Below are 21,632 nucleotides of genomic sequence, written 5' to 3'. Positions count from 1 at the left end.
AGGAGGGGCCCGGGGGGGTTCACCTACCGCGGGCCCTTCGTGCATGCCGGGACCGTCCAGTCTCTCGCTCGGTCGGAGCCGCTCTCGGCGGCTCAGAGCGTCCGGATGCCGGCGCGGGCGATCGTGAAGCCCTTGCCCGTCGCGTCGTCACGGCACGTCATGCCCGTCTCGGCGCTGTCGCACGTGAACGGGCCGACCGTCTTGGACGTGCCGTAGTCGAGGACCGCGGTGTCGCCCGGCGCGGGCTGCGGCTGCTCGGCCGTCGGCACGCAGGGCTGCTCGACGCTGCCGTCGGCGCCGAGGACCACCTTGTACCCGACCGTGCCGTCGCAGCCCGCCACGGGGGCCGGCTGGGTGCCGAGCTGGGCGATCACGCACGTCGCGCTGACGTCGGTCACCTCGCAGGTGATGTTGCGCGACTCCGACGCGAACGTCTCGGACACGGTGGGCTCGGCGGCGGGCGTCTCCGCGGTCCCCTCCGTCGCGGTCGCGGACGGAGGCGGCGTCGCGTCGCCCGCCGGATCGTCGCCCCCGCCCCCGAGCAGGGAGATCGCGAAGACGATCGCCCCGATGACGAGCAGCGCGTCGACCACGATGAACGCGATCCACCCGGGGCTCAGGCGGTCCGACCGGCGGCCGCCGCCACCGTTGCCCCCGCCGCGCCCGGCGGGCGGTCGCGGCGTCGCGCCCGACCCGCCCGCGCCCGCACGGGGCGCGGCCGCGGTCGGCGCGACCGACGTCGGCGGGTGGTAGGCCGGCTGGGGCGGCTGGGGTGCGGCCGAGGCGTAGCCCGCCTGCGCCGCGGGCTCGTACGCCGGGGCGCCGGACGCCGCGTACGCGCCCGTCGGCGCATAGCCGGCCGGCGCGGCGTCCGCCGGCGCGTACGCCGGTCGGCTCGCGGCGGTCCCGACGGGTGCGGCGACGCCGAACCCGTTCTGCTCGGTCGCGTAGCGCACCCGCTGCGGGGGCACCGGCGACGGCGCGGGGACCGCGGGCTGGGCCGCCGTCGGGAGCTGCGTGATCGGCGTGACGTGCTGGACGCTCGTCGGCTGGAACGACGACGCGACGACGGTCGGCTGCCCGTCCGCGGGCGTCGCGCGGGGCGCCTGGGCCGTCGGCCCGCTCGTCGGCGCGAAGGACGGCGGCGCCGCCGTGGCGCCCGGCAGCGGGCCGGAGAACGCCTGGGTCGGCTGCGCGTCGTCCCGACCGCCCGCGGGCCCCGGCACGCCGCCAGGGGGCGGCGGCGGCGGTGGCACGGGTGCGTTCGGGGACATGCGGCTCCTCGCGGGCTCCTCGTCGGTCTCGCCCGGCACGACCGGGCGGCGGGCGCTCCTGACACCGCCCGCAACCTGACGAAGCATGGCACGACGCACCCGTGCGGGTCGAACCCCGCCGGCGGCCCGACCGTCCCGCCGTCGAGGTCCCGGGGCCGACGAGGTCAGTCGAAGACGGGACCCTGGGTCCGGGTGCGCTTCAGCTCGAAGAAGCCGGGCGTGCTCGCGACGAGCACGCACCCGTCCCACAGCCGACCTGCGGCTTCGCCCTTCGGGGCAGGCGTCACGACCGGGCCGAAGAACGCGGTGTCGCCGAACGCGACGACCGGCGTCCCGACGTCCTCCCCGACGCGCCCGATCCCCTCGGCGTGCGACGCCCGGAGCTGCGCGTCGTACGCGTCGGAGCCCGCGGCGTCGACCAGCGACGCGGGCAGCCCGACCTCGGCCAGCGCCTCCGCCAGCACCGCGTCGTAGTCGTCGCGACCGCCCGGGTGCAGGCGGGTCCCGATCGCGTCGTACAGGGGCTTCACGACCTCCTCGCCGTGCTCGACGCGCGCGGCGGTGACCACGCGCACCGGACCCCACGCCTTCTCCATGAGCTCGCGGTACTCCTCCGGCAGGTCGCGGCCCTCGTTGAGGACGGCGAGGCTCATGACGTGCCAGCGGACCGTGACGTCGCGCACCTGCTCGACCTCACCCATCCAGCGGCTCGTCATCCACGCCCACGGGCAGACGGGGTCGAACCAGAAGTCGGCGACGCGCACGGCGTCCTCGGTCGCGGTGGTGTCGGTCGTCGCGGTGAGGGTCACGGGACGGGTCTCCTTCGTCGTGGGCGGCGCCCGGTGGACCCGGGTCGCCGGAGCGGCAGGGCGGCGCGCGCGGACGGCCGACGCCGTCGCCCACCAAGTCTCGACACCGGGCGGGCGCAGCGTATTCCCGGACGGTATTCCCGGGGGCGGGCGCGGGCACCCGTGGGATGATCGTCCGTGGCCCACAGGCCGCCGTCGAGGCCGCCCGGCCCGACCCGAGACCGAGGAGATGCAGTGCCCGGAGAGAACCTCACCCGCGCCGAGGCGAGCGAGCGCGCGGCGATCGTCGACGTCCAGTCCTACGAGGTCGACCTCGACCTCACGACCGGGGCCACGACGTTCGCGTCGACGACCGTGGTGCGGTTCACCGCGACCGAGAGCGCGAGCACGTTCGTCGACCTCGTCGCACCGACCGTGCGCGAGGTCGTGCTCAACGGCCGCTCGCTCGACCCGGCGCAGGTGTTCGCCGACTCGCGCATCGCGCTCGACGGGCTCGCGGCCGACAACGAGCTGCGCGTCGTCGCCGACTGCGCGTACACGAACACCGGCGAGGGCCTGCACCGGTTCGTCGACCCGGTCGACGGCGAGGTCTACCTCTACACGCAGTTCGAGGTCCCGGACTCGCGGCGCGTGTTCGCCGTCTTCGAGCAGCCCGACCTCAAGGCGACCTTCGCGTTCACCGTCACGGCCCCCGCGGCGTGGCAGGTCGTGAGCAACCAGCCGACGCCCGCGCCCGAGGCGCTCGGCACGAAGGCCGACCCGACCGGCACCGGCGCCGGCGACGTCGAGGTCGCACGCTGGGCGTTCGAGCCGACGCCGCGCATCTCGTCGTACATCACCGCGCTCGTCGCGGGGCCGTACGTCGTGGAGCGCAGCGAGCTCACGTCGTCCGACGGCCGCACGATCCCGCTCGGGGTCTTCTGCCGCGCATCGCTCGCCGACCACATGGACGCCGACTACGTGTTCGACAAGACCCGTGAGGGCTTCGCGTTCTTCGAGTCGGCGTTCGAGCACCCGTACCCGTTCGACAAGTACGACCAGCTCTTCGTGCCCGAGTACAACATGGGCGCGATGGAGAACGCCGGGTGCGTGACGTTCACCGAGACGTACGTCTTCCGGTCCAAGGTCACCGACGCCGTCAAGGAGCGGCGCGTCGTGACGATCCTCCACGAGCTCGCGCACATGTGGTTCGGCGACCTCGTGACCATGAAGTGGTGGAACGACCTGTGGCTCAACGAGTCGTTCGCCGAGTACGCCTCCACGCTCGCGACCGCCGAGGCGACCGAGTGGCACGAGGCCTGGACGACCTTCGCCGCGATGGAGAAGTCGTGGGCGTACCGCCAGGACCAGCTCCCCTCGACCCACCCGATCGTCGCGACGATCAACGACCTCGAGGACGTGTTCGTCAACTTCGACGGCATCACCTACGCCAAGGGCGCGTCGGTGCTCAAGCAGCTCGTCGCGTGGGTCGGCAAGGAGCAGTTCCTCGCCGGCGTCGCCGCCTACTTCCGCAAGCACGCGTGGGGCAACACCGAGCTGCGCGACCTGCTCGTCGAGCTCGAGACCACGAGCGGCCGCGACCTCACGCAGTGGTCCGCCCTCTGGCTCGAGACGGCGGGCGTCAACACGCTGCGCCCCGAGTTCGAGCTCGACGCGCACGGCCGCTTCACGACCTTCTCCGTGCTGCAGACCGCCGCCCCCGACCACCCGACGCTGCGCCCGCACCGTCTGGGCATCGGCCTCTACGACCTCGTCGACGGCGTCCTCACGCGGGTCCACCGGGTCGAGGTGGACGTGGACGGCGCACGCACCGAGATCCCCGAGCTCCTCGGTCTCGACCGTCCCCAGCTCGTGCTGCTCAACGACGACGACCTCGCCTACGCCAAGATCCGCCTCGACGCCGCGTCGCTCCAGGTCGCGACCGAGCACCTCGCCGACCTGGCCGACCCGCTGGCGCGCTCCCTCGTCTGGGGCTCCGCGTGGGACGCGACGCGCGACGGCGAGACCCCCGCGGGCGACTACGTGCGCCTCGTGCTCGGCAACATCGCCCACGAGACCGAGTCGACGACGATCCGCACGACCCTGAACCAGCTCGCGCTCGCGGCGAAGACGTACGTCGCGCCCGAACGCCGCGCCGAGACCCTCGCGCACGTCGGCGACGTCCTCTGGTCGCTCGCGCAGGACGCCGCCCCGGGCTCCGACCTGCAGTTCCAGCTCGTCAAGTTCTTCGCGCACCTCGCCTCGACGCCGGCGCACGGTGAGGCGCTCCGCTCGCTGCTCGACGGCTCGGCCGCCCTCGCCGGGCTCGAGATCGACACCGACCTGCGCTGGGAGATCCTCGAGGGCCTGGTCCTGCTCGACCTCGCGGACGACGCCGAGATCGAGGCGACCCTCGCCGCCGACTCGACGGCGACCGGCCAGCAGTCCGCTGCCCGAGCCCGCGCGACCGTGCCCACGGCCGAGGCGAAGCGCGCGGCGTTCGACCGCCTCGTCGGCTCGGACGACGCGCCCAACGCGATCGTCCGCGCCACGACGCTCGGGTTCCAGCACGTCAACGACCCCGAGTCGCTCGCCCCCCTCGTGGGCGCGTACTTCGACGCGCTCCTGCCGCTGTGGGACCAGCGGTCGTACCACATCGCCGAGGCTCTGGTCACGGGGCTCTACCCCGCGCCGCTCGCGAGCACCGTGCTCCGCGACGCGACGCAGGAGTGGCTCGACGCGAACGCCGACGCCGCCCCCGCGCTGCGTCGCCTCGTCGTCGAGAACCTCGCCGGCGTCGAGCGCGCCCTCACCGCCCAGGCCGCCGACGCCTGACCAGCCCAGACGCGCCGGGTCGCTCCCCCGTCGGAGCGGCCCGGCGCGTCGGACGAACGTCACCGCGCGGGCAGTCCTCAGGGGTGAGCACAGACCCGGGTGAGGCCCCGCCACCCCAGGCGACGGACCGCGGTCGGACAAGCCGACCACACCTCTACCTGGACGAACCACGCCTCTACCGCGGCGGACCACGGCTCTACCTCGGCCGACCAGGGTTCTCCCTCGGCGGGTCAGAGGGCGTCGTTCATGACCTTCGCGAGGGAGCGCAGGCGAGCGGAGTCGAACAGGTCCTCCAGCAGGACGACGTTGCCCGACGCGTCGCCGAGCGGGACCTTCCAGTTGGGGTACTCCTGGTCCGTGCCGGGCTGGTTCTGCGAGCGGCGCTCCCCCACCGCGTCGGCGAGCGAGACGCCGAGCAGGACGGCGGGCGTGCGGCGGATCAGGCGGTGCAGGGCCTCGACGAGCTCGCGCTCGGACGGGTCGTCGTCGACGAGCCCGCGCTCGCGCAGGAACGCGACCATGGCGTCGCGCTCGGCACGGGCGGCGCGGCGCACGTCGGCGACGTCCTCGGTGAGGACGCCGAGCCGGTCCCGCAGCTCGACGTGCTCGCCCGCGAGGTACCCGGCGGACGGCGGCAGGTCGTGGGTCGTGACGGTGGCGAGCGCGAGGCGGCGGTAGTCCTCCGGGGGCAGCGGCGCGCCGTCCCCCGTCTTCTCGAACCAGAGGACGGACGTGCCGAGCACGCCGCGGTCGGCGAGGTAGTCGCGGACCCACGGCTCGAAGACCCCGAGGTCCTCGCCGATGACGATCGCCCCGGCGCGCTGCGCCTCGAGGCACAGGATGCCGATGAGGGCCTCGTGGTCGTAGCGGACGTAGGCACCGGCGTCGGCCCGGGCCCCGCCGGGGATCCACCACAGGCGGAAGAGCCCGATGACGTGGTCGATGCGGATCGCGCCCGCGTGCCGCAGGACGGTCCGCAGCATGTCCCGGTAGGGCGCGTACCCGGCACGCGCGAGGGCGCGCGGGTGCCACGGCGGCTGGGACCAGTTCTGCCCCTGCTGGTTGTACATGTCCGGTGGTGCCCCGACGGAGACCCCGGTGGCGAGCACGCCACGGTGCGCCCACACGTCGGCGCCCTCGGGGTGCACCCCGACGGCGAGGTCGTGCATGATCCCGACGGACATGCCCGCCTCGCGCGCGGTGCGCTGAGCGGCCCGGAGCTGCTCGTCGGCGACCCACTGGAGCCAGCAGTAGAACTCGACCCGGTCGGCGAGCTGCTCCCGCAGGGCCGCGACGGTCGGCCCGTTCGGGTCGTACGCGCCGGGCGGCCAGTCGCGGTCGCCGTAGTGGTCGGCGAGCGCGCACCAGGTCGCGAAGTCCTCGAGGCCCCGGCCCTGCTCGGCGCGGAACGCGTCGAGCGACGCCTGGCGTGCGGTCGAGCGCGGCGCGGCGAACACGACCTCGAGCGCGGCCTTCTTGGCGTCCCACGCGGCGTCGCGGTCGATCGGCCCGGGGTCGGTGTCGAGGTCGCGCACCGGGTCGAACGCCCACTCGACGAGCGAGCGGTCCGCGGCCGACAGGTAGCCCGTCTCGCGGATGTCCTCGACCCGCACGTAGATCGGGTTGACGAAGCGCCGGCTCGTCGGCAGGTAGGGCGACGGCGTCATCGGCGTGCGCGGCTCGGCGGCGTGCAGCGGGTTGACGAGCACGAAGTCCGCCCCGGCCTCGCGCGCGGACAGCCACGCGAGGTCGGCGAGGTCGGAGAGGTCGCCGACGCCCCACGAGGCGCGCGAGCGCACCGAGTAGAGCTGGGCCATGAAGCCCCAGGCGCGGCGCTCCACGACCGCGGCGGGGAGCTCGAGGCGCTGCGGCGTCACGACGAGCGTCGCGCGCGCCTGCGTCCCGTCGCTCTCGGCGTGCAGGTCGTGCCATCCGAGGGGCAGGTCGGCGGGCAGCTCGAACGTCGCGCGCCCCACGCGCCGGCCGTCGACCGTGCGCGGCTCGACGAACACGTCGAGCTGGCCGAGGTCGCGGCGCTCGCGCGCGGCCCGGGCCGCGTGCTGCCCGACGGGCTGACCACCGTGGCGAGTCGGCTCCGCCTCGAGCTCGACCCACACCCTGACGGCGGACCCGTCGGCGACGTGCACGGGCAGCGGGACGGCGTCGCCCTGCCGCACGACGACGGTCGGCGGCAGCATCTGGCGCCACGCGTCGTCGCGCGAGTGCTCGAGGCTGACCGCCACCTTCTCGGGCGACGAGGCCGGGACGCCGAGGGCCTCGAGCACGGCGACGAGCGTCGAGGCGCGGACCTGGCGGCGCGACCCGTCGAAGTCCCAGAAGTCGGACGCGACGCCGTGGGCGTCGGCCAGCTGCACCAACGGCTCGGGCAGGTCCGTCTGCGGGGGTTCGCTCACGCCTGCATCCTGCCAGAACGCGGGCCCGCGAGCAGCGCGTTCGCCCGGCGCGCCCAGGGACCACCCACCGGGCCCGGGTACCCTGCGCTCATGTCCCACCCCCTTCTCGCCCCCGTCCTGCGCGTGCCCGCGGAGGTCCCGGAAGAGGTCCGGAACGGCTTCGACCCGAGCAACCCCGACGACTGGTTCGAGTGGTTCGTCGGGGTCCCGCTGCGCGTGCTCCTCATCATCGGCATCGGCGCGATCGCCCTCGCGCTCGTGCGCCGCGTCATCCGCAGGATCACCGAGCACATCGCCGAGGGGACGCCCGCCCTGCGCAGCAAGCGTCTGCGGGGCGTCGCCGACTCCGGGGTCGGGAGCGTCCTGCTGCGGGCGAACCCGCTCGCGTCCGCGCGACGGGCCCAGCGCGCGCGGACCGTGGGCTCGGTGCTGCGGTCCGTCGCCAACATCCTCATCGGGGCGACGATCGTGCTCCTGGTGCTCACCGAGCTGGGCGTGAACATCGCACCGTTCCTCGCCTCGGCGGGCATCGCGGGCGTCGCCCTCGGCTTCGGCGCGCAGAGCCTCGTCAAGGACTTCCTCTCGGGGACGTTCATGCTGCTCGAGGACCAGTACGGCGTGGGCGACACCGTGGACTTCGGCGAGGTGACGGGCACCGTCGAGGAGGTCGCGCTGCGCGTCACCAAGGTGCGCGACGGCAACGGGACCCTGTGGTTCGTGCGCAACGGGGAGATCCTGCGCATGGGCAACAAGACGCAGGAGTGGGGCCGCGCCGTGGTCGACGTGCGCGTGGCGTACTGGGCGGACGTCGACGCGGTGCGCGCGACGCTGCTCGCGGCGGCCGAGGACGTCGGGGCGGACCCCGTGCTCGGGACGTACTTCCTGGAGCCCCCGGAGGTCACGGGCATCGAGTCGATGACGGCCGAGGCTCTCCAGCTCAAGGTGCAGGTCAAGACGCAGGCGGCGACGCAGTGGGAGGTGGCGCGCGCGCTGCGCGCCCGCGTCCGGCAGGGGCTGTCCGACGCGCGGATCCCCCTCGCAGGGGCGCAGCAGGTGGTCGTCCTCGACCACTCGCCGTCGGTGCCCGACGACCGGCCGGACGACCGGACCGAGGACGGCCCGAGCGCCGCGTCCCCGGACGAGCAGGCGGCGCGCGACCGGCGCGGTGCCGCGGCGGCCGCCGCGGTGCAGGACCGGACCGGCGGCCCGGCGGGCCCCTCCGCCTGAGCCGGTTGGCGCCGTCGCGCACCCCCGCCCCGGGGGCGCCGGCCCTCCGCACGGGAGGGCCGGACGGGGTCAGCGCAGGCCGTCGAGCTCCGCGGCGAGGTTGTCGGCCTCCGGGCCGACGATGACCTGCACGACGCGGCCCGAGCGCACGACGCCGAACGCGCCGGTCGCCTTGAGGCGCGCCTCGTCGACGAGCTGGGGGTCGGTCACCTCGACGCGCAGGCGCGTGATGCACGGCTCCAGGTCGACGACGTTGCCCTGGCCCCCGAGGGCTTCGAGGATCTGCTGTGCCTTCTGGTCCGAGGGGGTGCTCATCGAAAGTGTCTCCTGAGGCGAGTCGCGGGTGGGATCCGCGCGGGGGATCCGGGGTGTCGGGGTGCCGTGCACCTGGCAACAGCCTAGTCTCCTGGCGAGGTTGTCACCGGATCGACGCAGGAGCGCAACGGCACCGCAACGACGATGTGCCGCAGGCGGCTCCCCTCGTCGGACGGCGACGGGCACGCGTGCGCACCGGCCCGGGCACCCGGGTCGCACGCCCGAGGCGGACAGGAGCGAGGTCGTGACGGGCGGAACCCAGGACGAGGCACGGCAGGTCATCACGGGCATCGGCGTGTGCCCCGGGACGGTGGTCGGACCGGTGGTGCTCATGCCGGAGCCGATCGCGGAGCCCGCACCCGGGCTGCGGATGGGCCCGCGCGAGGACCACGAGGCGCAGGCCCGGCGCGTCGACGCCGCGGCCGCCCAGGTCGCCGCCGACCTCCAGCGCGCCGCCGACGCCGCCGACGGCGAGACGCGCGACGTGCTCGAGGCGACCGCCGCGATGGCGGGCGACCCCACCCTGGCGGCCGACGCGCGGCGCCGCGTCCTCGACGAGCACCTGGTGCCGGAGCGCGCCGTGTGGGAGGCCGCGGAGGAGGTCGTGCGGCAGTTCACGGAGCTCGGCGGGTACTTCGCCGAGCGTGCCCGCGACGTCGCCGACGTGCGCGACCGGCTCGTCGCGGCGCTCACGGACCGCCCCGCGCCCGGCGTGCCGGAGCACGCCGAGCCGTTCGTGCTCGTCGCGCCCGACCTCGCGCCGTCGGCCACCGCCGCGCTCGACCCGGCGCGCGTGCTCGCGATCGTCACCGACGGCGCGGGCCCGACGTCGCACACCGCCATCGTCGCCAACGCCAAGGGCATCCCCGCGGTCGTCGCGGCGACCGGGGCGAGCGCCGCCCTCGCGCCCGAGGACGTCGTGCTCGTCGACGGCGCCGCCGGGACCGTCGTCGTGCACCCGTCCGAGGAGCAGGTCGCCGCGGCGCGGGCACGATCGCTGCGGGTGCGCACGTTCGACGGCACCGGCCGCACGCGCGACGGGCACCGCGTCCAGCTCCTCGCGAACGTCGGCGACCCCGCCGGGGCCGCGCCCGCCGCCGCGGCGGGCGCCGAGGGCGTCGGGCTGTTCCGCTCCGAGTTCTGCTTCCTCGACCGCGAGCAGCCGCCGACCGTCGAGGAGCAGGTCGCCGCCTACCGGACCGTCTTCCACGAGTTCGGCGGGCGCAAGGTCGTCATCCGCACGCTCGACTCCGGCGCGGACAAGCCGCTGCACTTCCTCACGGTCGACGACGAGGAGAACCCCGCGCTCGGCGTGCGCGGCCTGCGGACCGCCGCGCGGTGGCCCGAGCTGCTCGAGCAGCAGCTCGACGCGATCGCGCAGGCCGCCGCGGCCGAGGAGGCCGAGGTCTGGGTCATGGCGCCCATGGTCTCGACCGTCGGCGAGACGGAGTGGTTCGTCGAGCGCTGCCGTGCCCACGGGCTCGACGTCGCCGGCGTCATGGTCGAGGTCCCGAGCGCCGCGCTGCTCGCCGGGCCGATCCTCGCGCGCGCGTCCTTCGCGTCGATCGGCACGAACGACCTCACCCAGTACACGATGGCGGCCGACCGCCTCCTCGGGTCGCTCGCCGAGCTGAGCGACCCGTGGCAGCCCGCGGTGCTGCGGCTCGTCGAGGCGACGTGCGCCGGTGGTGCGCAGCAGGGCCGGCCCGTGGGCGTGTGCGGCGAGGCGGCCTCGCAGCCGGTGCTCGCCGTCGTGCTCGTGGGCCTCGGGGTGTCGTCGCTGTCCATGACGGCTCGGGCGATCCCCGACGTCGCCGCCCTGCTGCGCGAGGTGGACCTCGACGAGTGCCGACGGCTCGCGCGGCTCGCGGTCGAGGCCGAGAGCGCCGCCGAGGCCCGCGCCGTCGTCCGCGAGAACCTCCCGGTGCTCGCCGAGCTCGGCCTCTGACGCGGGAGGCGCGGCGCTCGTCACGGCGGGCGCGCGGGACGTCCGTGTGACGTGCGCCCCGGTCCCCGAGCTCGGGCCGGACACGGCCGCGCCCGGTGCGATGATGGGCCGGTGACGACCGAGCCCAGCCCCCGCACGTCGCTGCCCGTCGCCGGCCTGTCGAACGGCGCGACCGGACCTGCGACCGGCCCGGCGGCCGACGCCGCGCCGGTGCGCCCGAGCCGCACGTTCTACGACGAGGTCGGCGGCCACGAGACGTTCGTGCGCCTGGTCGACGCGTTCTACGAAGGGGTCGCCGACGACCCCGTCATGCGCCCGATGTACCCCGAGGAGGACCTGGGACCGGCGCGCTGGCGCCTCACCGCCTTCCTCGAGCAGTACTGGGGCGGACCGACGACCTACAGCGAGCAGCGCGGGCACCCGCGGCTGCGGATGCGGCACGCGCCGTTCAAGGTCAACCCCGAGGCGCGGGACCGCTGGCTCGCGCACATGCGCGCCGCCGTCGACACCCTCGACCTCGCGCCGGTCCACGAGGCGACGCTGTGGGACTATCTGGAGCGCGCGGCGCACTCGCTCCTCAACACCTTCGAGGACTGACCGACCCGCCGCCCGAGCGAAGGAGCCCCACCCGTGACCCCCGAGCCCACGCCGCCGTCGACCTCCCCGACCTCCCCCGGCCCGACGTCGGACGCCGCCCCGCGCGAGCAGGTCCCCAACCCCCTGAACCACCTCCTCGACGTCCTGCGCCTCGAGCGCGTCGGCGACGGCGACGGGTCGGCCGCCGACCCCGAGCACTTCCGCGGCGAGAGCGTGCACCAGCCGACGGGCCGGGTCTACGGCGGCCAGGTGCTCGCGCAGGCCGTCCTCGCCGCAGGGCGCACGGTGCCGGACGGGCGCCTCCCCCACTCGCTGCACGGCTACTTCCTGCGGCCCGGCGGCCTCGACGTGTCGATCGACTTCGCGGTCGAGCGGCTGCGCGACGGACGGTCGTTCAGCGCGCGCCGGACGCACGCGATCCAGCACGGCAAGCCGATCCTCTCGATGATCGCGTCGTTCCAGGAGGACCAGGGCGGCATCGAGCACTCGTCGCCGATGCCCGACGCCCCCGCCCCGGAGGACGTGCCGTCCGCGCTCGACGTGCTCGGCGGCATCGACCATCCGATCGCGCGCTTCTGGTCCCACCACTCGGCGTTCGAGCTGCGGCACGTCGGAGGTTCGCTCTACCTCGGCCCCGACCACGAGCCCAAGGACCACCAGATGGTCTGGATGCGGGCGCGCGGCGACGTGGGGGACGACCAGCTGCTGCACCGCGCGCTCATGGCGTACGCGTGCGACCAGGTGATGCTCGAGCCGATCCTGCGCGAGTCGGGCACGAGCTGGGTCACGCCGGACCTGTCGATCGCGAGCCTCGACCACGCCATGTGGTGGCACCGCGACGCACGGGTCGACGAGTGGTTGCTCTACGTGCAGTCGGCGTCGAGCGCCCAGGGCGGCCGCGGGCTCGGCGCGGCGCGCGTGTTCGCGCAGGACGGGACGCTCGTCGCGTCCATCGCGCAGGAGGGCATGGTCCGCCTCCCGGCGCTGTGAGCACCGGGAGGCGGACCGCCCTCACCGCGGTTGTCAGCCGGCTGTCAGCCGCACGCGACCGTCGGTGACGACGGCGGCGCGCCCGTGCCGATGAACCCGAACGACGTGGTGCCGCCGGCGGCGAGCGTGCCGTTCCAGCCGACGTCCGTCGCGGTCAGGACGCTCCCGCTCACGCTCGTCGTCGCGTTCCAGGCCTGCGCCAGACCACCGGGCGCGAGATCGAGCGACACGGTCCAGCCCGAGACGCCGGACGGCCCGGCCGTGACCGTGACCTCGCCCTGGTACCCGCCCTGCCACGACCCGCGCGTCGCGTAGGTCGCGGTGCACGCGCCGGGCTCCGGCCCGCCGTCGTCCGCGAGCGTCGTCGCCTCGGCGGCGAGCGACACCGGCGAGATGTTCCCGGCCGCGTCGCGCGCCCGCACCGTGTACCGGTACGTGGTCTCGGGCGCGAGGTCCTCGTCCGTGAAGGTCGTGCGCGCCGTGGAGCCGACGACCTCCCCGTCGCGCAGCACGTCGTACGCGACGACGCGGACGTCGTCCGTCGAGGCCGTCCACGACAGCGACGCGGTCGTCGCCGTCGTCCCCGTCACGGCGAGGTCGGTCGGCGTCGTGGGCGACTCGGTGTCCGGCTCGGTGGGGACGTCCTCGCCGAACAGGCGGTCGTAGTCGGCGAGCGCCGTCGCGACGGCGGTCTGGGCCCAGAACCGGTGGTAGGTGAACTCCGGCGCGGGCCCGCCGTCGAGGTGCGCCTGGACCTTCGACCAGTCCGGGTCGTCGAGGTAGAACGACCGCAGGTCGAGGAACGACGCACCGGGCTCGATGACGTCGCCGTTCGGCATGGTCCCCGTCCACCCGGCCGGCACGTAGGTCCCGTCGCCCGTGGTCGACGTCAGGACGTCGTCGAAGCGCGCGTAGTCGGCGCGCGTCTCGGTCGTCGCGACGCCGACCGGGTCGCTGTTCTGCTCCCAGATCGCGTCGAGCAGGTCCCGCGCGACCTGCTGCGCCGCGTCGTGCTGCGGCCCGTCGCCGCCGGCCGCGTAGTACATGAGCGAGCGGGCGAGCGCGCCGGCGACGCCGACGTCCTGGCCGTAGCCCGTCACCTCGACGCTCAGGCCCGCGTTGTCCCCCGGGTTCTGGGGGTCCCAGTCGTCGGGCTGGCCCGACCACGCGAGGTTGGACGGGATCTGCCAGGAGTCGTCCGTGACGGTGACGTGGTCGATCACCCACGGCACCCACTTGTCGAGGATCGCCTCGGCGCGCTCGTCGCCGGTCTCCTCGTAGAGCTGCGCGATGCGCTCGACGCCCCAGCCCTGCATGCCCATCCACGAGTTGGACGGCGGGTCGTGGTAGACGGGCGCCTCGGTGTACGCCATGCCGTAGAACGTCGCGACGTCGTCGGGGCGGTCGGCGTAGTGGCCGTCCCACGAGTTCGTGCTGCCGCCCGCGATCCCGCCCTCGGGCGACTGGAGCCACTGGAAGAGCTCGATCTGGCGGTCGAGGCTCGTGCCCCAGTCGTCGCTCGCCGTGGGCGAGGCCGGCTGGAGCGCGGGGTCGTTCGCGAGCGCCCAGGCCGCCATCGGGTTCTGGTACCCGAAGTGGGCGTGGCTCGACCCGATGCGCCAGGCCCACGGGCCGGACGTGTCGAGCGCGCCGCCCCACGCGTAGTACCAGGACAGCAGGTAGTGCGCGCTGCTCCGGCCCGACCCCGCGGCGCACGACGTGGACTCGCAGCCCGGCGTCTTGAAGTACTTGTCGAACAGCGCGTAGCGCAGGTAGTCGCCCATCTTCGAGGCCTTGCCGACCGTGTCGGCGACGGCCTCGGGCTGGCCCTGCTCGGTCGCGAACTTGTTCGCCCAGTAGGCCGCCTCGACCGCGCGCGCGTCGGCGTCGGGCGCGTTGGTGTACTTCCACTGCTTCGCGTACGACGCGTCGCCCGTGAAGAGGTCGAGGTAGCCGTTCTCGCCGCCGTAGGAGAAGTCGTCGATCGACGGCTGGGGCACCGTCTCCCAGACGGACTCCTGCGGGCCGCGCTGGAACGTGTTGATGTACGACGTGCCCTCGTGGTCCGGCCCGAGCAGCGTCGACGAGCCGGGTGCGGCGCCGAACCCGTAGACGTTGTCGACGTCGGCGAGCCAGTGCATGCCGTAGACCTCGGGCGTGCCGTAGGTCGAGCGCAGCTCGGCACCGATCGGGTCGGAGCCGACGGACACCGAGGAGTCGAGCTGCGACGGGTACTGGCTCGGGTGGTTGAACTCCGGCGCGTACGTCGCGGGCTTGGCCGGGTCGTACGCGCCGTTGGTGGGCTGGTTCTCCGTGGTGGGGATCATGTACGCCTCGAGCGTGTCCCACGCGTGGTTGAACGGCTCCCAGTCGCCGGTCACCTGGCCGTACGACGTCTCGAGCCACAGCCAGAAGGAGTACGCCTCCGACGTCGTCTCGTGGCCGTAGTCCGGCGCCTCGACCATGAGCGTCTCGACCGCGTGGTACGGGATGCCCTGGGGCGAGAAGTACCCGTTCGCCGGGTCGTGGATCTTCGCGTACAGCTCGAGGAACCGCTGGGTGTACTCGCCGTCGCCGGGCGCCGCGACCGCGTCGGCCGACGTGGACGGGGCCGGGTCCGCGCTCGCCGGCGGGACCGCGGCGAGGGCCGCGAGCGCGACGCCCGCGGCGATCGCCGCCGCCGTCGCGCGGCGCCGTGCGGCCCGAGCGTGCGGGGCGGTGGGTGGTGGCGCTGCGCGCCGGGACGTGCGTGGCATCGTGCTCCCTCTCGTCGTCGAGCCCCGCGGCGGCGTCACGGGAGCGCCGTCGTCGGCGCCCCACCTCCACGGGTCGATCGACTCTCGGCGGGAGCGCCGGGCTCTCACAACGCACGAAACGTTTCGGCCTGTGCCGACCACGGGACGACCGCGCCGTGCGCGCGCGCCCGCCGACGCGCGAGCGCCACCCCGGCGCGCCGCAGCACCTCGAGCGCGTCCGGCGCCCCCGTGACGTCCCCCAGGTGCTCGACGACGGCCGACCCGCACGCCCCGGCCGCGCGCACCGCCGCGTGGCGCGCGGCGTCCTCGGACACGCCGTCGAGGAGCACGACGAGGTCCGTCGGCGCCAGCGCGCACAGCGAGCCCGCCGCACCCAGCACGCCGCCGAGCCGGTGCAGCGCGGGGACCGTCGGCGGCGTGTCGAGCCCGACGGCGAGCACGTGCGCGCCGTACCCCGGGACCCGCGCGCCGCGTGCGATCGCCTGCTCGAGCCGGTCGACGAAGAGGGTGCGGTGCAGCACGCCCGAGTCGGGGTCGACGAGCGCCCGCTCGCGCAGCTCGCTGCGGTAGCGCTCGACGTCGGACAGCACGGCGAGCGCGCCGACCATGCGAGCCGGGCGCCCGCCGGCGTCGTGCACGGTCACCGCACGGCACCGGACCCGCACGTGCTCGCCGTCGGCGCACCGCAGCCGGTGCTCGACGTCGAGGGGCTCGGTCGTGCCCGCGAGCTGCGCGGCGACGGCGGCGTGCACCGCCTGACGGTCGTCCGGGTGCACGCGGCCGAGCCACTCCTCGGGGTCGTCCCTGAGGTCGGCCACGTCGCAGCCGACGATGCGCGCCCACGCCGGCGACCAGCGCACGGTGCCCGTCTCGACGTCCCAGTCCCACGTGCCGTCGTGGGACGCGATGGACACGAGCGCGGCGCGCTCGGCGCCCGCCTCGACCTCGAGCGCCAGCTCGCGCACGCGCTCGGCCGAGTCCGCGAGCGCGTGCCGCTGCTCCTGCAGCGACGTGACCAGGGCCTCGCGGTCCAGCGCGACGGCGAGCATGGCCGCCCAGTGGTTGTACCGCTCACGGGTGCTCGTCGTGCGCGTGTCCACGAGGCCGCCCACCACGAGGAACCCCCAGTCGGAGCGACCGAACGCGACCGGTGCGACGACCGTGAGCGAGCGCGGGTCGAGGAGCTCGCGGGGAGGGAACTGCGCGGTCGGGAGGACCGACCCCACGAGCCGCTCCACGGCCGTCCCCCCGCCGCGCGCACCCACGACCCGCAGCACGCGGCGCCCCGGGTCGCCGTCGAGGTCCTCCCACAGCGCGAGCGCCGCCGTGCCGCCCACCCCGCGCGGCAGCCAGTCGAGGCGCCGCAGGCCCTCCCCGTCGCCGCGCAGCAGGCCCAGGTCGACCTCGTAGAGGTCCACCAGGTCCTGCTCGAGCCGGCCCGTGCGCGCCACGGCCCCGTGCGCGCACCCGCGGGCGACGGCGACCACCACCTCGGCCGCGGTCGCCCGGACGGCGTCGGCCCGCGCGACCGCGGAGCCCGCCGGGAGGTCCCGGTGGGCCCCGCGCGACAGCACCGTGCGACCGAGCTGGGACGCGCGCGCCCCCGGGCGACGCCGTCGCACGTCCCGCACGAGCGCGGCGACCTCGGCCTCCAGCGCGGGCACGATCTGCTCGAGCGCCTCCTGCGACGGGCGCAGCGCCGCGGTGCGGTCCGCGAGCGAGCGCAGGGCCGGCGCCGGCGGGACCACGCCCGTGTCGGCGGCTCCCCGGAGCAGGTGCCGCAGCACCAGGAGCCAGGCGTCGACCGGGGCCGGGCGCTGGCCGCCGTCCGACCCGCGCCGCCGCAGGACCCCGCGCACGTCGGACCGCTCCAGGACGGACGCGAAGACCACCCGGGCCACCTCGTCGAGGGGCCGGGCCGGGTCCGCGGGCGCCGCCAGGGCGGCCTGGGCGGCCGGAGCGCCGATGAGCTCGCCCTGCGTGCCCTCCAGGCACCCGCACGACTCGCGCCGGATCAGGGCCGCCCGACCCAGCCGGTGCTCCCGGCCGACGTTCTCCCCGCGCGCCCGCGCGACGAGCAGCTCGGCGACCCGCTCGCCGACCTGGTCGTGCAGCGGGTCGACGGTCGACAGCCGGGGCCGCGACCGCGCTCCCGAGTCGGCGTGGTCGAACCCCACCACGGCCTGCTCCGCGGGCAGCTCGAACCCGCTGGCCTGCAGGCCCCGCATGAAGCCGATCGCGTTGCGGTCGGTCGCGGCGAGCGTCGCCGTCGTCGGCAGGCCCCGGGAGGCGAGCCGCCGCGCGGCGGCCTCGGCGCTCGCCTCCTGGTTGTCGCGCGTGCGGTAGACCCACGAGGGCGAGAAGGCCAGGTCGTGCGCGGCCAGCGCCGCGCGGTACGCGTCGTAGCGCTCGAGCGTGTCGCGCTGCTCGGTGTTGCCGACGAAGCCGATGCGGGTGTGGCCGTGCTCCACGAGGTGGTCGACGGCGGCGCGCACGCCTCCGGCGTTGTCGGGCGACACCGCCGGCGCGCGCAGCCCGTCCGCGCGCACCCCCAGGAGCACCAGCGGGACGCCCGACGCGTCGAGCTCGCGCAGCTCGGCGTCCGCGAGCGCCGTGGTCATCACGACGAACCCGTCGAACGACGAGCGCCCGAGCAGGGGCCTGCGGCCCGGTGGGCCCGGGAACTCGTCGCGGTCGAGGTCCGCCGGGTAGGTCTGGAGAGCGACCACCCGGTGCCCGTGCGCCCGCAGGACCCGGGCGATCCCCGCCAGGGACCTCCCGAAGTAGAACCCTCCGACCACGGGGCACAGCACACCGAACGTCAGGTGCTCCCCCGCCTGTCTCGGGCGCCTCGTCGCGTCCGTCGACATCCTCGTCACCGTCCTCGTCACGTCATCGTCACCGAGTCCTGGTAGGCATCATGCACCCAAACCGGGCACAGTGTGGGAGCGTGACCACCAACTCGTCCGCACACCCGGCCTCGCACCGCGGCGCCGACCCGGGTGCACGGCGCACCACGATCACCGACGTCGCGCGCGCGGCAGGGGTGTCGATCGCCGTCGTCTCCTACGCCCTCAACGGCCGCCCCGGAGTGTCCGAGCGCACCCGCCGGCACGTCCTGCGCACCGCTGCCGACCTCGGTTGGCGGCCGAGCGTGGCCGCCCGCTCGCTGCGCACGAGCGCGCGCAGCGTGGCGCTCCAGGTCGTGCACGCGACCGAGGGAGCCGCCGGACCGACCCGCGCCCTCGCGCTCGCCGCGGGCATGCGCACGGTCCTCGCGGAGCACGACCTCGCCCTCGGCATCGAGGTCACGGGCGACCGCGACGAGGGTGCCCGGGAGCTCGAGACGGGCTGGTCCGAGCGGCGGCACGCGGCGTACGTCGTGGTCGACGCCCACGCGCGCGACCCGCGGGTCCGGGTCGCCCGTGAGGCCTCGATCCCGCTCGTCCAGGTCGCTCCTGGCCCGGCCGACGCCGACGCGCCGGGCGCGCGGACCTGGTTCGCGGGCGACGCGGACGCGCGCGCGGCCCGCTACCTCGTCGAGCTCGGCCACCGCCGGATCGCGGTCCTCGTCTCGGACGCGCAGGACGAGCAGGCCCGCGCCGTGGTCGCGGCGGCGCGCGACGCGGGCGGCCCGGAGACCCGGGTCGACGTCGTCGAGTGCCGCACGTGGGAGGAGACCCGCACGCGTGCGGCGCGGCTGGTGGCGCACGACGCGCGCCCCACCGCCGTGCTCACCGACACGGACGTCACCGCGCTCGCCGTGCTCGAGGCGGGCCGGAGCCAGGGGCTCGAGGTGCCGTGGGACCTGTCGGTGCTGTCCGGCGAGGACTCCGCGACGTGCCGGCTCGTCGCCCCCGCGCTCACCGCCGTGCACCGGCCGTTCGAGCGGCTCGGTGCGCACGTCGCCGATGTCGTCGTCGCGCGCCTGGGCCTCGGACGCCCGGTCGCACGCCCCGACGCCGACCCGGCCGCGACCCGTCCGGCCGTCGACCGCGAGCGCCCCGCCGCCCGCCTCCTCCTGCGGGGCACGACGGCGCCACCCCGGAGCGCCTAAACGTTTCAGGCGGTAGCCGACGACGGCCCTCGTTCGTCACGTTGTCCCCGCCGGGCAGAGCCGCCCGGTGCGCGGACCCGTCCGCGCTCCCGGACCCTTGGAGGACCACGTGCCATCCCGATCCAGCCGACCGCGCAGGGGCGCGGCCGTCGCCGCGTCGCTCGTGCTGCTCGCCGCCCCGCTGGTCGCGACCGCCGCGCCGGCGAACGCCGCCGAGCCACGCGTGAGCAACCCGTTCGCCGGTGCCACGCAGTACGTCAACGACTTCTGGTCCGCCAACGTCGAGGCCGCCGCCGACCGCGCCGGCGGCGACCTCGGGTCCCGCATGCGGGCGATCGCCGACGAGCCCACCGCGGTCTGGATGGACCGCATCAGCGCGATCGAGGGCAACGCCGACGGCCCGGGCCTGCGGCACCACCTCGACGCCGCGATCGAGCAGAAGCAGCCCGGCGTGCCGATGGTCTTCAACCTCGTGATCTACGACCTGCCCGGTCGCGACTGCTACGCGCTCGCGTCCAACGGCGAGCTCAAGCCGAACGCCACGGACATGGCGCGGTACAAGACCGAGTACATCGACGTCATCGCCGACATCCTCGACGACCCGGCCTACGAGGACCTGCGCGTCGTCGCGACGATCGAGCCGGACTCGCTGCCGAACCTCGTCACCAACATCAGCACGCCCGACTGCCAGGCGTCCGCGCCGTACTACCGCGAGGGCGTGGCGTACGCGCTGGACGCTCTCCACGCCGTCGGCAACGTCTACTCCTACATCGACGCGGCGCACGCCGGCTGGCTCGGCTGGCCGAGCAACGGGGGCCCGGCGGCGAAGCTCTTCAAGGAGGTCGTGCTGTCGACGGAGGCGGGCTACGCGTCGGTCGCGGGCTTCGTCACGAACACGGCCAACTCCACGCCGCTGCACGAGCCGTTCCTCGAGGACGTCCAGCTCGGCAGCACGCCCGTGCGCTCGGCGAGCTTCTACGAGTGGAACGCCGACTTCGACGAGGCCGACTGGACCGCGCACCTCTACGACCTGCTCGTGGCGGAGGGCTTCCCGACGTCGATCGGCATGCTCATCGACACCTCGCGCAACGGCTGGGGCGGCGCCGACCGCCCGACGGCGGTGAGCACGTCGACGAACCTCAACACCTACGTGGACGAGTCGCGCGTCGACCGGCGGATCCACCGTGGCGCCTGGTGCAACCCGGCCGGCGCCGGGATCGGCGAGCGTCCGCAGGCCTCGCCCGCGGGCTTCCCCGAGTCGCACCTGCACGCGTACGTGTGGGTCAAGCCTCCGGGCGAGTCCGACGGCGCGTCGTCCGACATCCCGAACGACCAGGGCAAGCGGTTCGACCGCATGTGCGACCCGACGTTCGTCTCGCCGAAGCTCTCCAACCAGCTCACCGGCGCCCTGCCCGACGCCCCGCTCGCGGGCCAGTGGTTCGAGTCCCAGTTCCGGATGCTCGTCGAGAACGCCTACCCGGCCATCGAGGGCGACGGGGCCGGCGGCCCCGCGGACACCACCGCGCCGTCGGTGCCGACGGGCCTCACGGCGGGCGCGACCACGACCACGTCGGCGAGCGTGAGCTGGACCGCGTCCACCGACGACCGTGGCGTCACGGGATACACCGTGCTCGTCGACGGCGCGGCCGTGGGCACGACCTCCACGACCTCGTTCACCGTCACCGGTCTCGAGGCGGGCACGTCCTACGCCGTGACGGTCCGGGCGCGCGACGCCGCGGGCAACGTCTCCGCCGCGTCCGCGCCGCTCACCGTGACCACGGACGAGGACGACGGCTCGGGCGGTGACGACCAGCCGCCGTCCGCCCCGACCGGGCTGCGGGTCACCGGCACCACGACGTCCACGGTCGCGCTCGCGTGGAACGCGTCCACCGACGACACCGGCGTGACCGGCTACCGCGTGTTCCGCGACGGGACCCAGGTCGCCGAGGTCTCGGCGACGTCGTTCACCGACACCGGCCTCGCCGCGGGCACGGCGCACGTCTACGCGGTGCGCGCGGTCGACGCGGCGGGCAACCTCTCGGCCACGTCCGGCACCGTGACCGGCGAGACGGACGAGGACGGCGGCCAGCCCGCCGGGGCCTGCACCGTCGTCTACTCGGCGAGCTCCTGGAACACGGGCTTCACCGGCTCGATCCGGCTCACGAACGACTCGGCCCAGGCGCTGCAGAGCTGGACCCTGACCTTCGACTTCCCGGACGGTCAGAGCATCACCCAGGGCTGGTCCGCGCAGTACGCGCAGACCGGCTCGACGGTGACCGTGACCCCGGCGGCGTGGAACACCACGCTGGGCGCGGGCGCGAGCGTCGAGATCGGCTTCAACGGCTCCCACTCGGGGACCAACGACGAGCCGACGGCCTTCACGCTGAACGGCGCGTCCTGCACCGTCGGCTGATCTGAGACGACCGGCGGT

At 75.1% G+C, this 21,632-nt stretch carries 13 protein-coding genes; 7 read left to right on the top strand and 6 right to left on the bottom strand.

Going from position 1 to position 21,632, the window contains the following annotated elements; genetic code table 11:
* Positions 1–92: 92 nt before the first annotated feature.
* Together ABWU78_RS11535 and ABWU78_RS11530 are read right to left on the bottom strand one after the other, a co-directional pair.
* Positions 93–1,274, bottom strand: coding sequence for a hypothetical protein (locus ABWU78_RS11535; RefSeq protein WP_439158441.1), 1,182 nt, complete (start codon positions 1,272–1,274; stop codon positions 93–95).
* A 164-nt stretch (positions 1,275–1,438) separates the two neighbouring features.
* Positions 1,439–2,083: a mycothiol-dependent nitroreductase Rv2466c family protein gene (locus ABWU78_RS11530; RefSeq protein WP_374614559.1), complete on the bottom strand. Its 645-nt coding sequence runs from the start codon at positions 2,081–2,083 to the stop codon at positions 1,439–1,441.
* Between the two features lie 234 nt (positions 2,084–2,317).
* Here ABWU78_RS11530 and pepN point away from each other — a divergent pair, with 234 nt between their 5' ends.
* On the top strand, positions 2,318–4,897 hold the full coding sequence (gene pepN, locus ABWU78_RS11525) for an aminopeptidase N (protein ID WP_439158440.1): 2,580 nt from the start codon (positions 2,318–2,320) through the stop codon (positions 4,895–4,897).
* Between the two features lie 230 nt (positions 4,898–5,127).
* Here the strand turns inward: pepN and malQ are convergent, their stop codons facing one another.
* Entirely contained in the window at positions 5,128–7,311 is a 2,184-nt protein-coding gene (gene malQ, locus ABWU78_RS11520; RefSeq protein WP_439158439.1) for a 4-alpha-glucanotransferase, read from the bottom strand.
* 90 nt (positions 7,312–7,401) lie between these two features.
* On the opposite strand from malQ, the gene ABWU78_RS11515 reads away from it, so the two are divergent.
* Positions 7,402–8,538 carry a mechanosensitive ion channel family protein gene (locus tag ABWU78_RS11515; protein ID WP_439158438.1) on the top strand — a complete coding sequence of 379 codons (1,137 nt, stop codon included), beginning with the start codon at positions 7,402–7,404 and terminating at the stop codon, positions 8,536–8,538.
* 69 nt (positions 8,539–8,607) lie between these two features.
* Here the strand turns inward: ABWU78_RS11515 and ABWU78_RS11510 are convergent, their stop codons facing one another.
* Positions 8,608–9,135 carry a PTS glucose/sucrose transporter subunit IIB gene (locus ABWU78_RS11510; RefSeq protein ID WP_290444926.1) on the bottom strand — a complete coding sequence of 176 codons (528 nt, stop codon included), beginning with the start codon at positions 9,133–9,135 and terminating at the stop codon, positions 8,608–8,610.
* Between ABWU78_RS11510 and ptsP the strand changes: the two genes are divergently transcribed.
* The 3 genes from ptsP (at position 9,098) to ABWU78_RS11495 (ending at position 12,388) form a co-directional block, all read left to right on the top strand.
* A complete protein-coding gene (gene ptsP, locus ABWU78_RS11505) occupies positions 9,098–10,801 on the top strand; it encodes a phosphoenolpyruvate--protein phosphotransferase (protein ID WP_308202273.1) in 1,704 nt (567 codons plus the stop codon). The two genes, ABWU78_RS11510 and ptsP, sit on opposite strands and share 38 nt — an antisense overlap.
* Before the next feature lie 210 nt (positions 10,802–11,011).
* Positions 11,012–11,398 carry a globin gene (locus ABWU78_RS11500; RefSeq protein WP_353709601.1) on the top strand — a complete coding sequence of 129 codons (387 nt, stop codon included), beginning with the start codon at positions 11,012–11,014 and terminating at the stop codon, positions 11,396–11,398.
* A gap of 144 nt (positions 11,399–11,542) precedes the next feature.
* Positions 11,543–12,388 (top strand): acyl-CoA thioesterase, encoded by an 846-nt coding sequence (locus ABWU78_RS11495; RefSeq protein ID WP_439158442.1) that lies wholly within the window; start codon positions 11,543–11,545, stop codon positions 12,386–12,388.
* 44 nt (positions 12,389–12,432) lie between these two features.
* Here the strand turns inward: ABWU78_RS11495 and ABWU78_RS11490 are convergent, their stop codons facing one another.
* Positions 12,433–15,144 (bottom strand): glycoside hydrolase family 48 protein, encoded by a 2,712-nt coding sequence (locus ABWU78_RS11490; protein ID WP_439158437.1) that lies wholly within the window; start codon positions 15,142–15,144, stop codon positions 12,433–12,435.
* A 104-nt stretch (positions 15,145–15,248) separates the two neighbouring features.
* A complete protein-coding gene (locus tag ABWU78_RS11485) occupies positions 15,249–18,014 on the bottom strand; it encodes a substrate-binding domain-containing protein (protein ID WP_439158436.1) in 2,766 nt (921 codons plus the stop codon).
* Between the two features lie 80 nt (positions 18,015–18,094).
* Between ABWU78_RS11485 and ABWU78_RS11480 the strand changes: the two genes are divergently transcribed.
* The gene (locus ABWU78_RS11480; protein WP_253051214.1) at positions 18,095–19,201 is read left to right on the top strand and encodes a LacI family DNA-binding transcriptional regulator; all 1,107 of its coding nucleotides are present in this window, start codon (positions 18,095–18,097) and stop codon (positions 19,199–19,201) included.
* A 109-nt stretch (positions 19,202–19,310) separates the two neighbouring features.
* Positions 19,311–21,614: a glycoside hydrolase family 6 protein gene (locus ABWU78_RS11475; RefSeq protein ID WP_439158435.1), complete on the top strand. Its 2,304-nt coding sequence runs from the start codon at positions 19,311–19,313 to the stop codon at positions 21,612–21,614.
* Positions 21,615–21,632 lie beyond the last annotated feature (18 nt).

Source organism: Cellulosimicrobium sp. CpK407 (assembly GCF_051844275.1).
Taxonomy (GTDB): domain Bacteria; phylum Actinomycetota; class Actinomycetes; order Actinomycetales; family Cellulomonadaceae; genus Cellulosimicrobium; species Cellulosimicrobium cellulans_G.
This window is presented reverse-complemented; position numbering and strand designations above follow the sequence as displayed.

What these genes read in the sequence shown, in the direction of transcription:
- ABWU78_RS11535 (WP_439158441.1), bottom strand. Translation starts at nt 1,274, where the DNA reads ATGTCCCCGAACGCACCCGTGCCACCGCCGCCGCCGCCCCCTGGCGGC.
- ABWU78_RS11515 (WP_439158438.1), top strand. Translation starts at nt 7,402, where the DNA reads ATGTCCCACCCCCTTCTCGCCCCCGTCCTGCGCGTGCCCGCGGAGGTC.
- ABWU78_RS11510 (WP_290444926.1), bottom strand. Translation starts at nt 9,135, where the DNA reads ATGACCTGCCGTGCCTCGTCCTGGGTTCCGCCCGTCACGACCTCGCTC.
- ABWU78_RS11490 (WP_439158437.1), bottom strand. Translation starts at nt 15,144, where the DNA reads ATGCCACGCACGTCCCGGCGCGCAGCGCCACCACCCACCGCCCCGCAC.
- ABWU78_RS11485 (WP_439158436.1), bottom strand. Translation starts at nt 18,014, where the DNA reads ATGTCGACGGACGCGACGAGGCGCCCGAGACAGGCGGGGGAGCACCTG.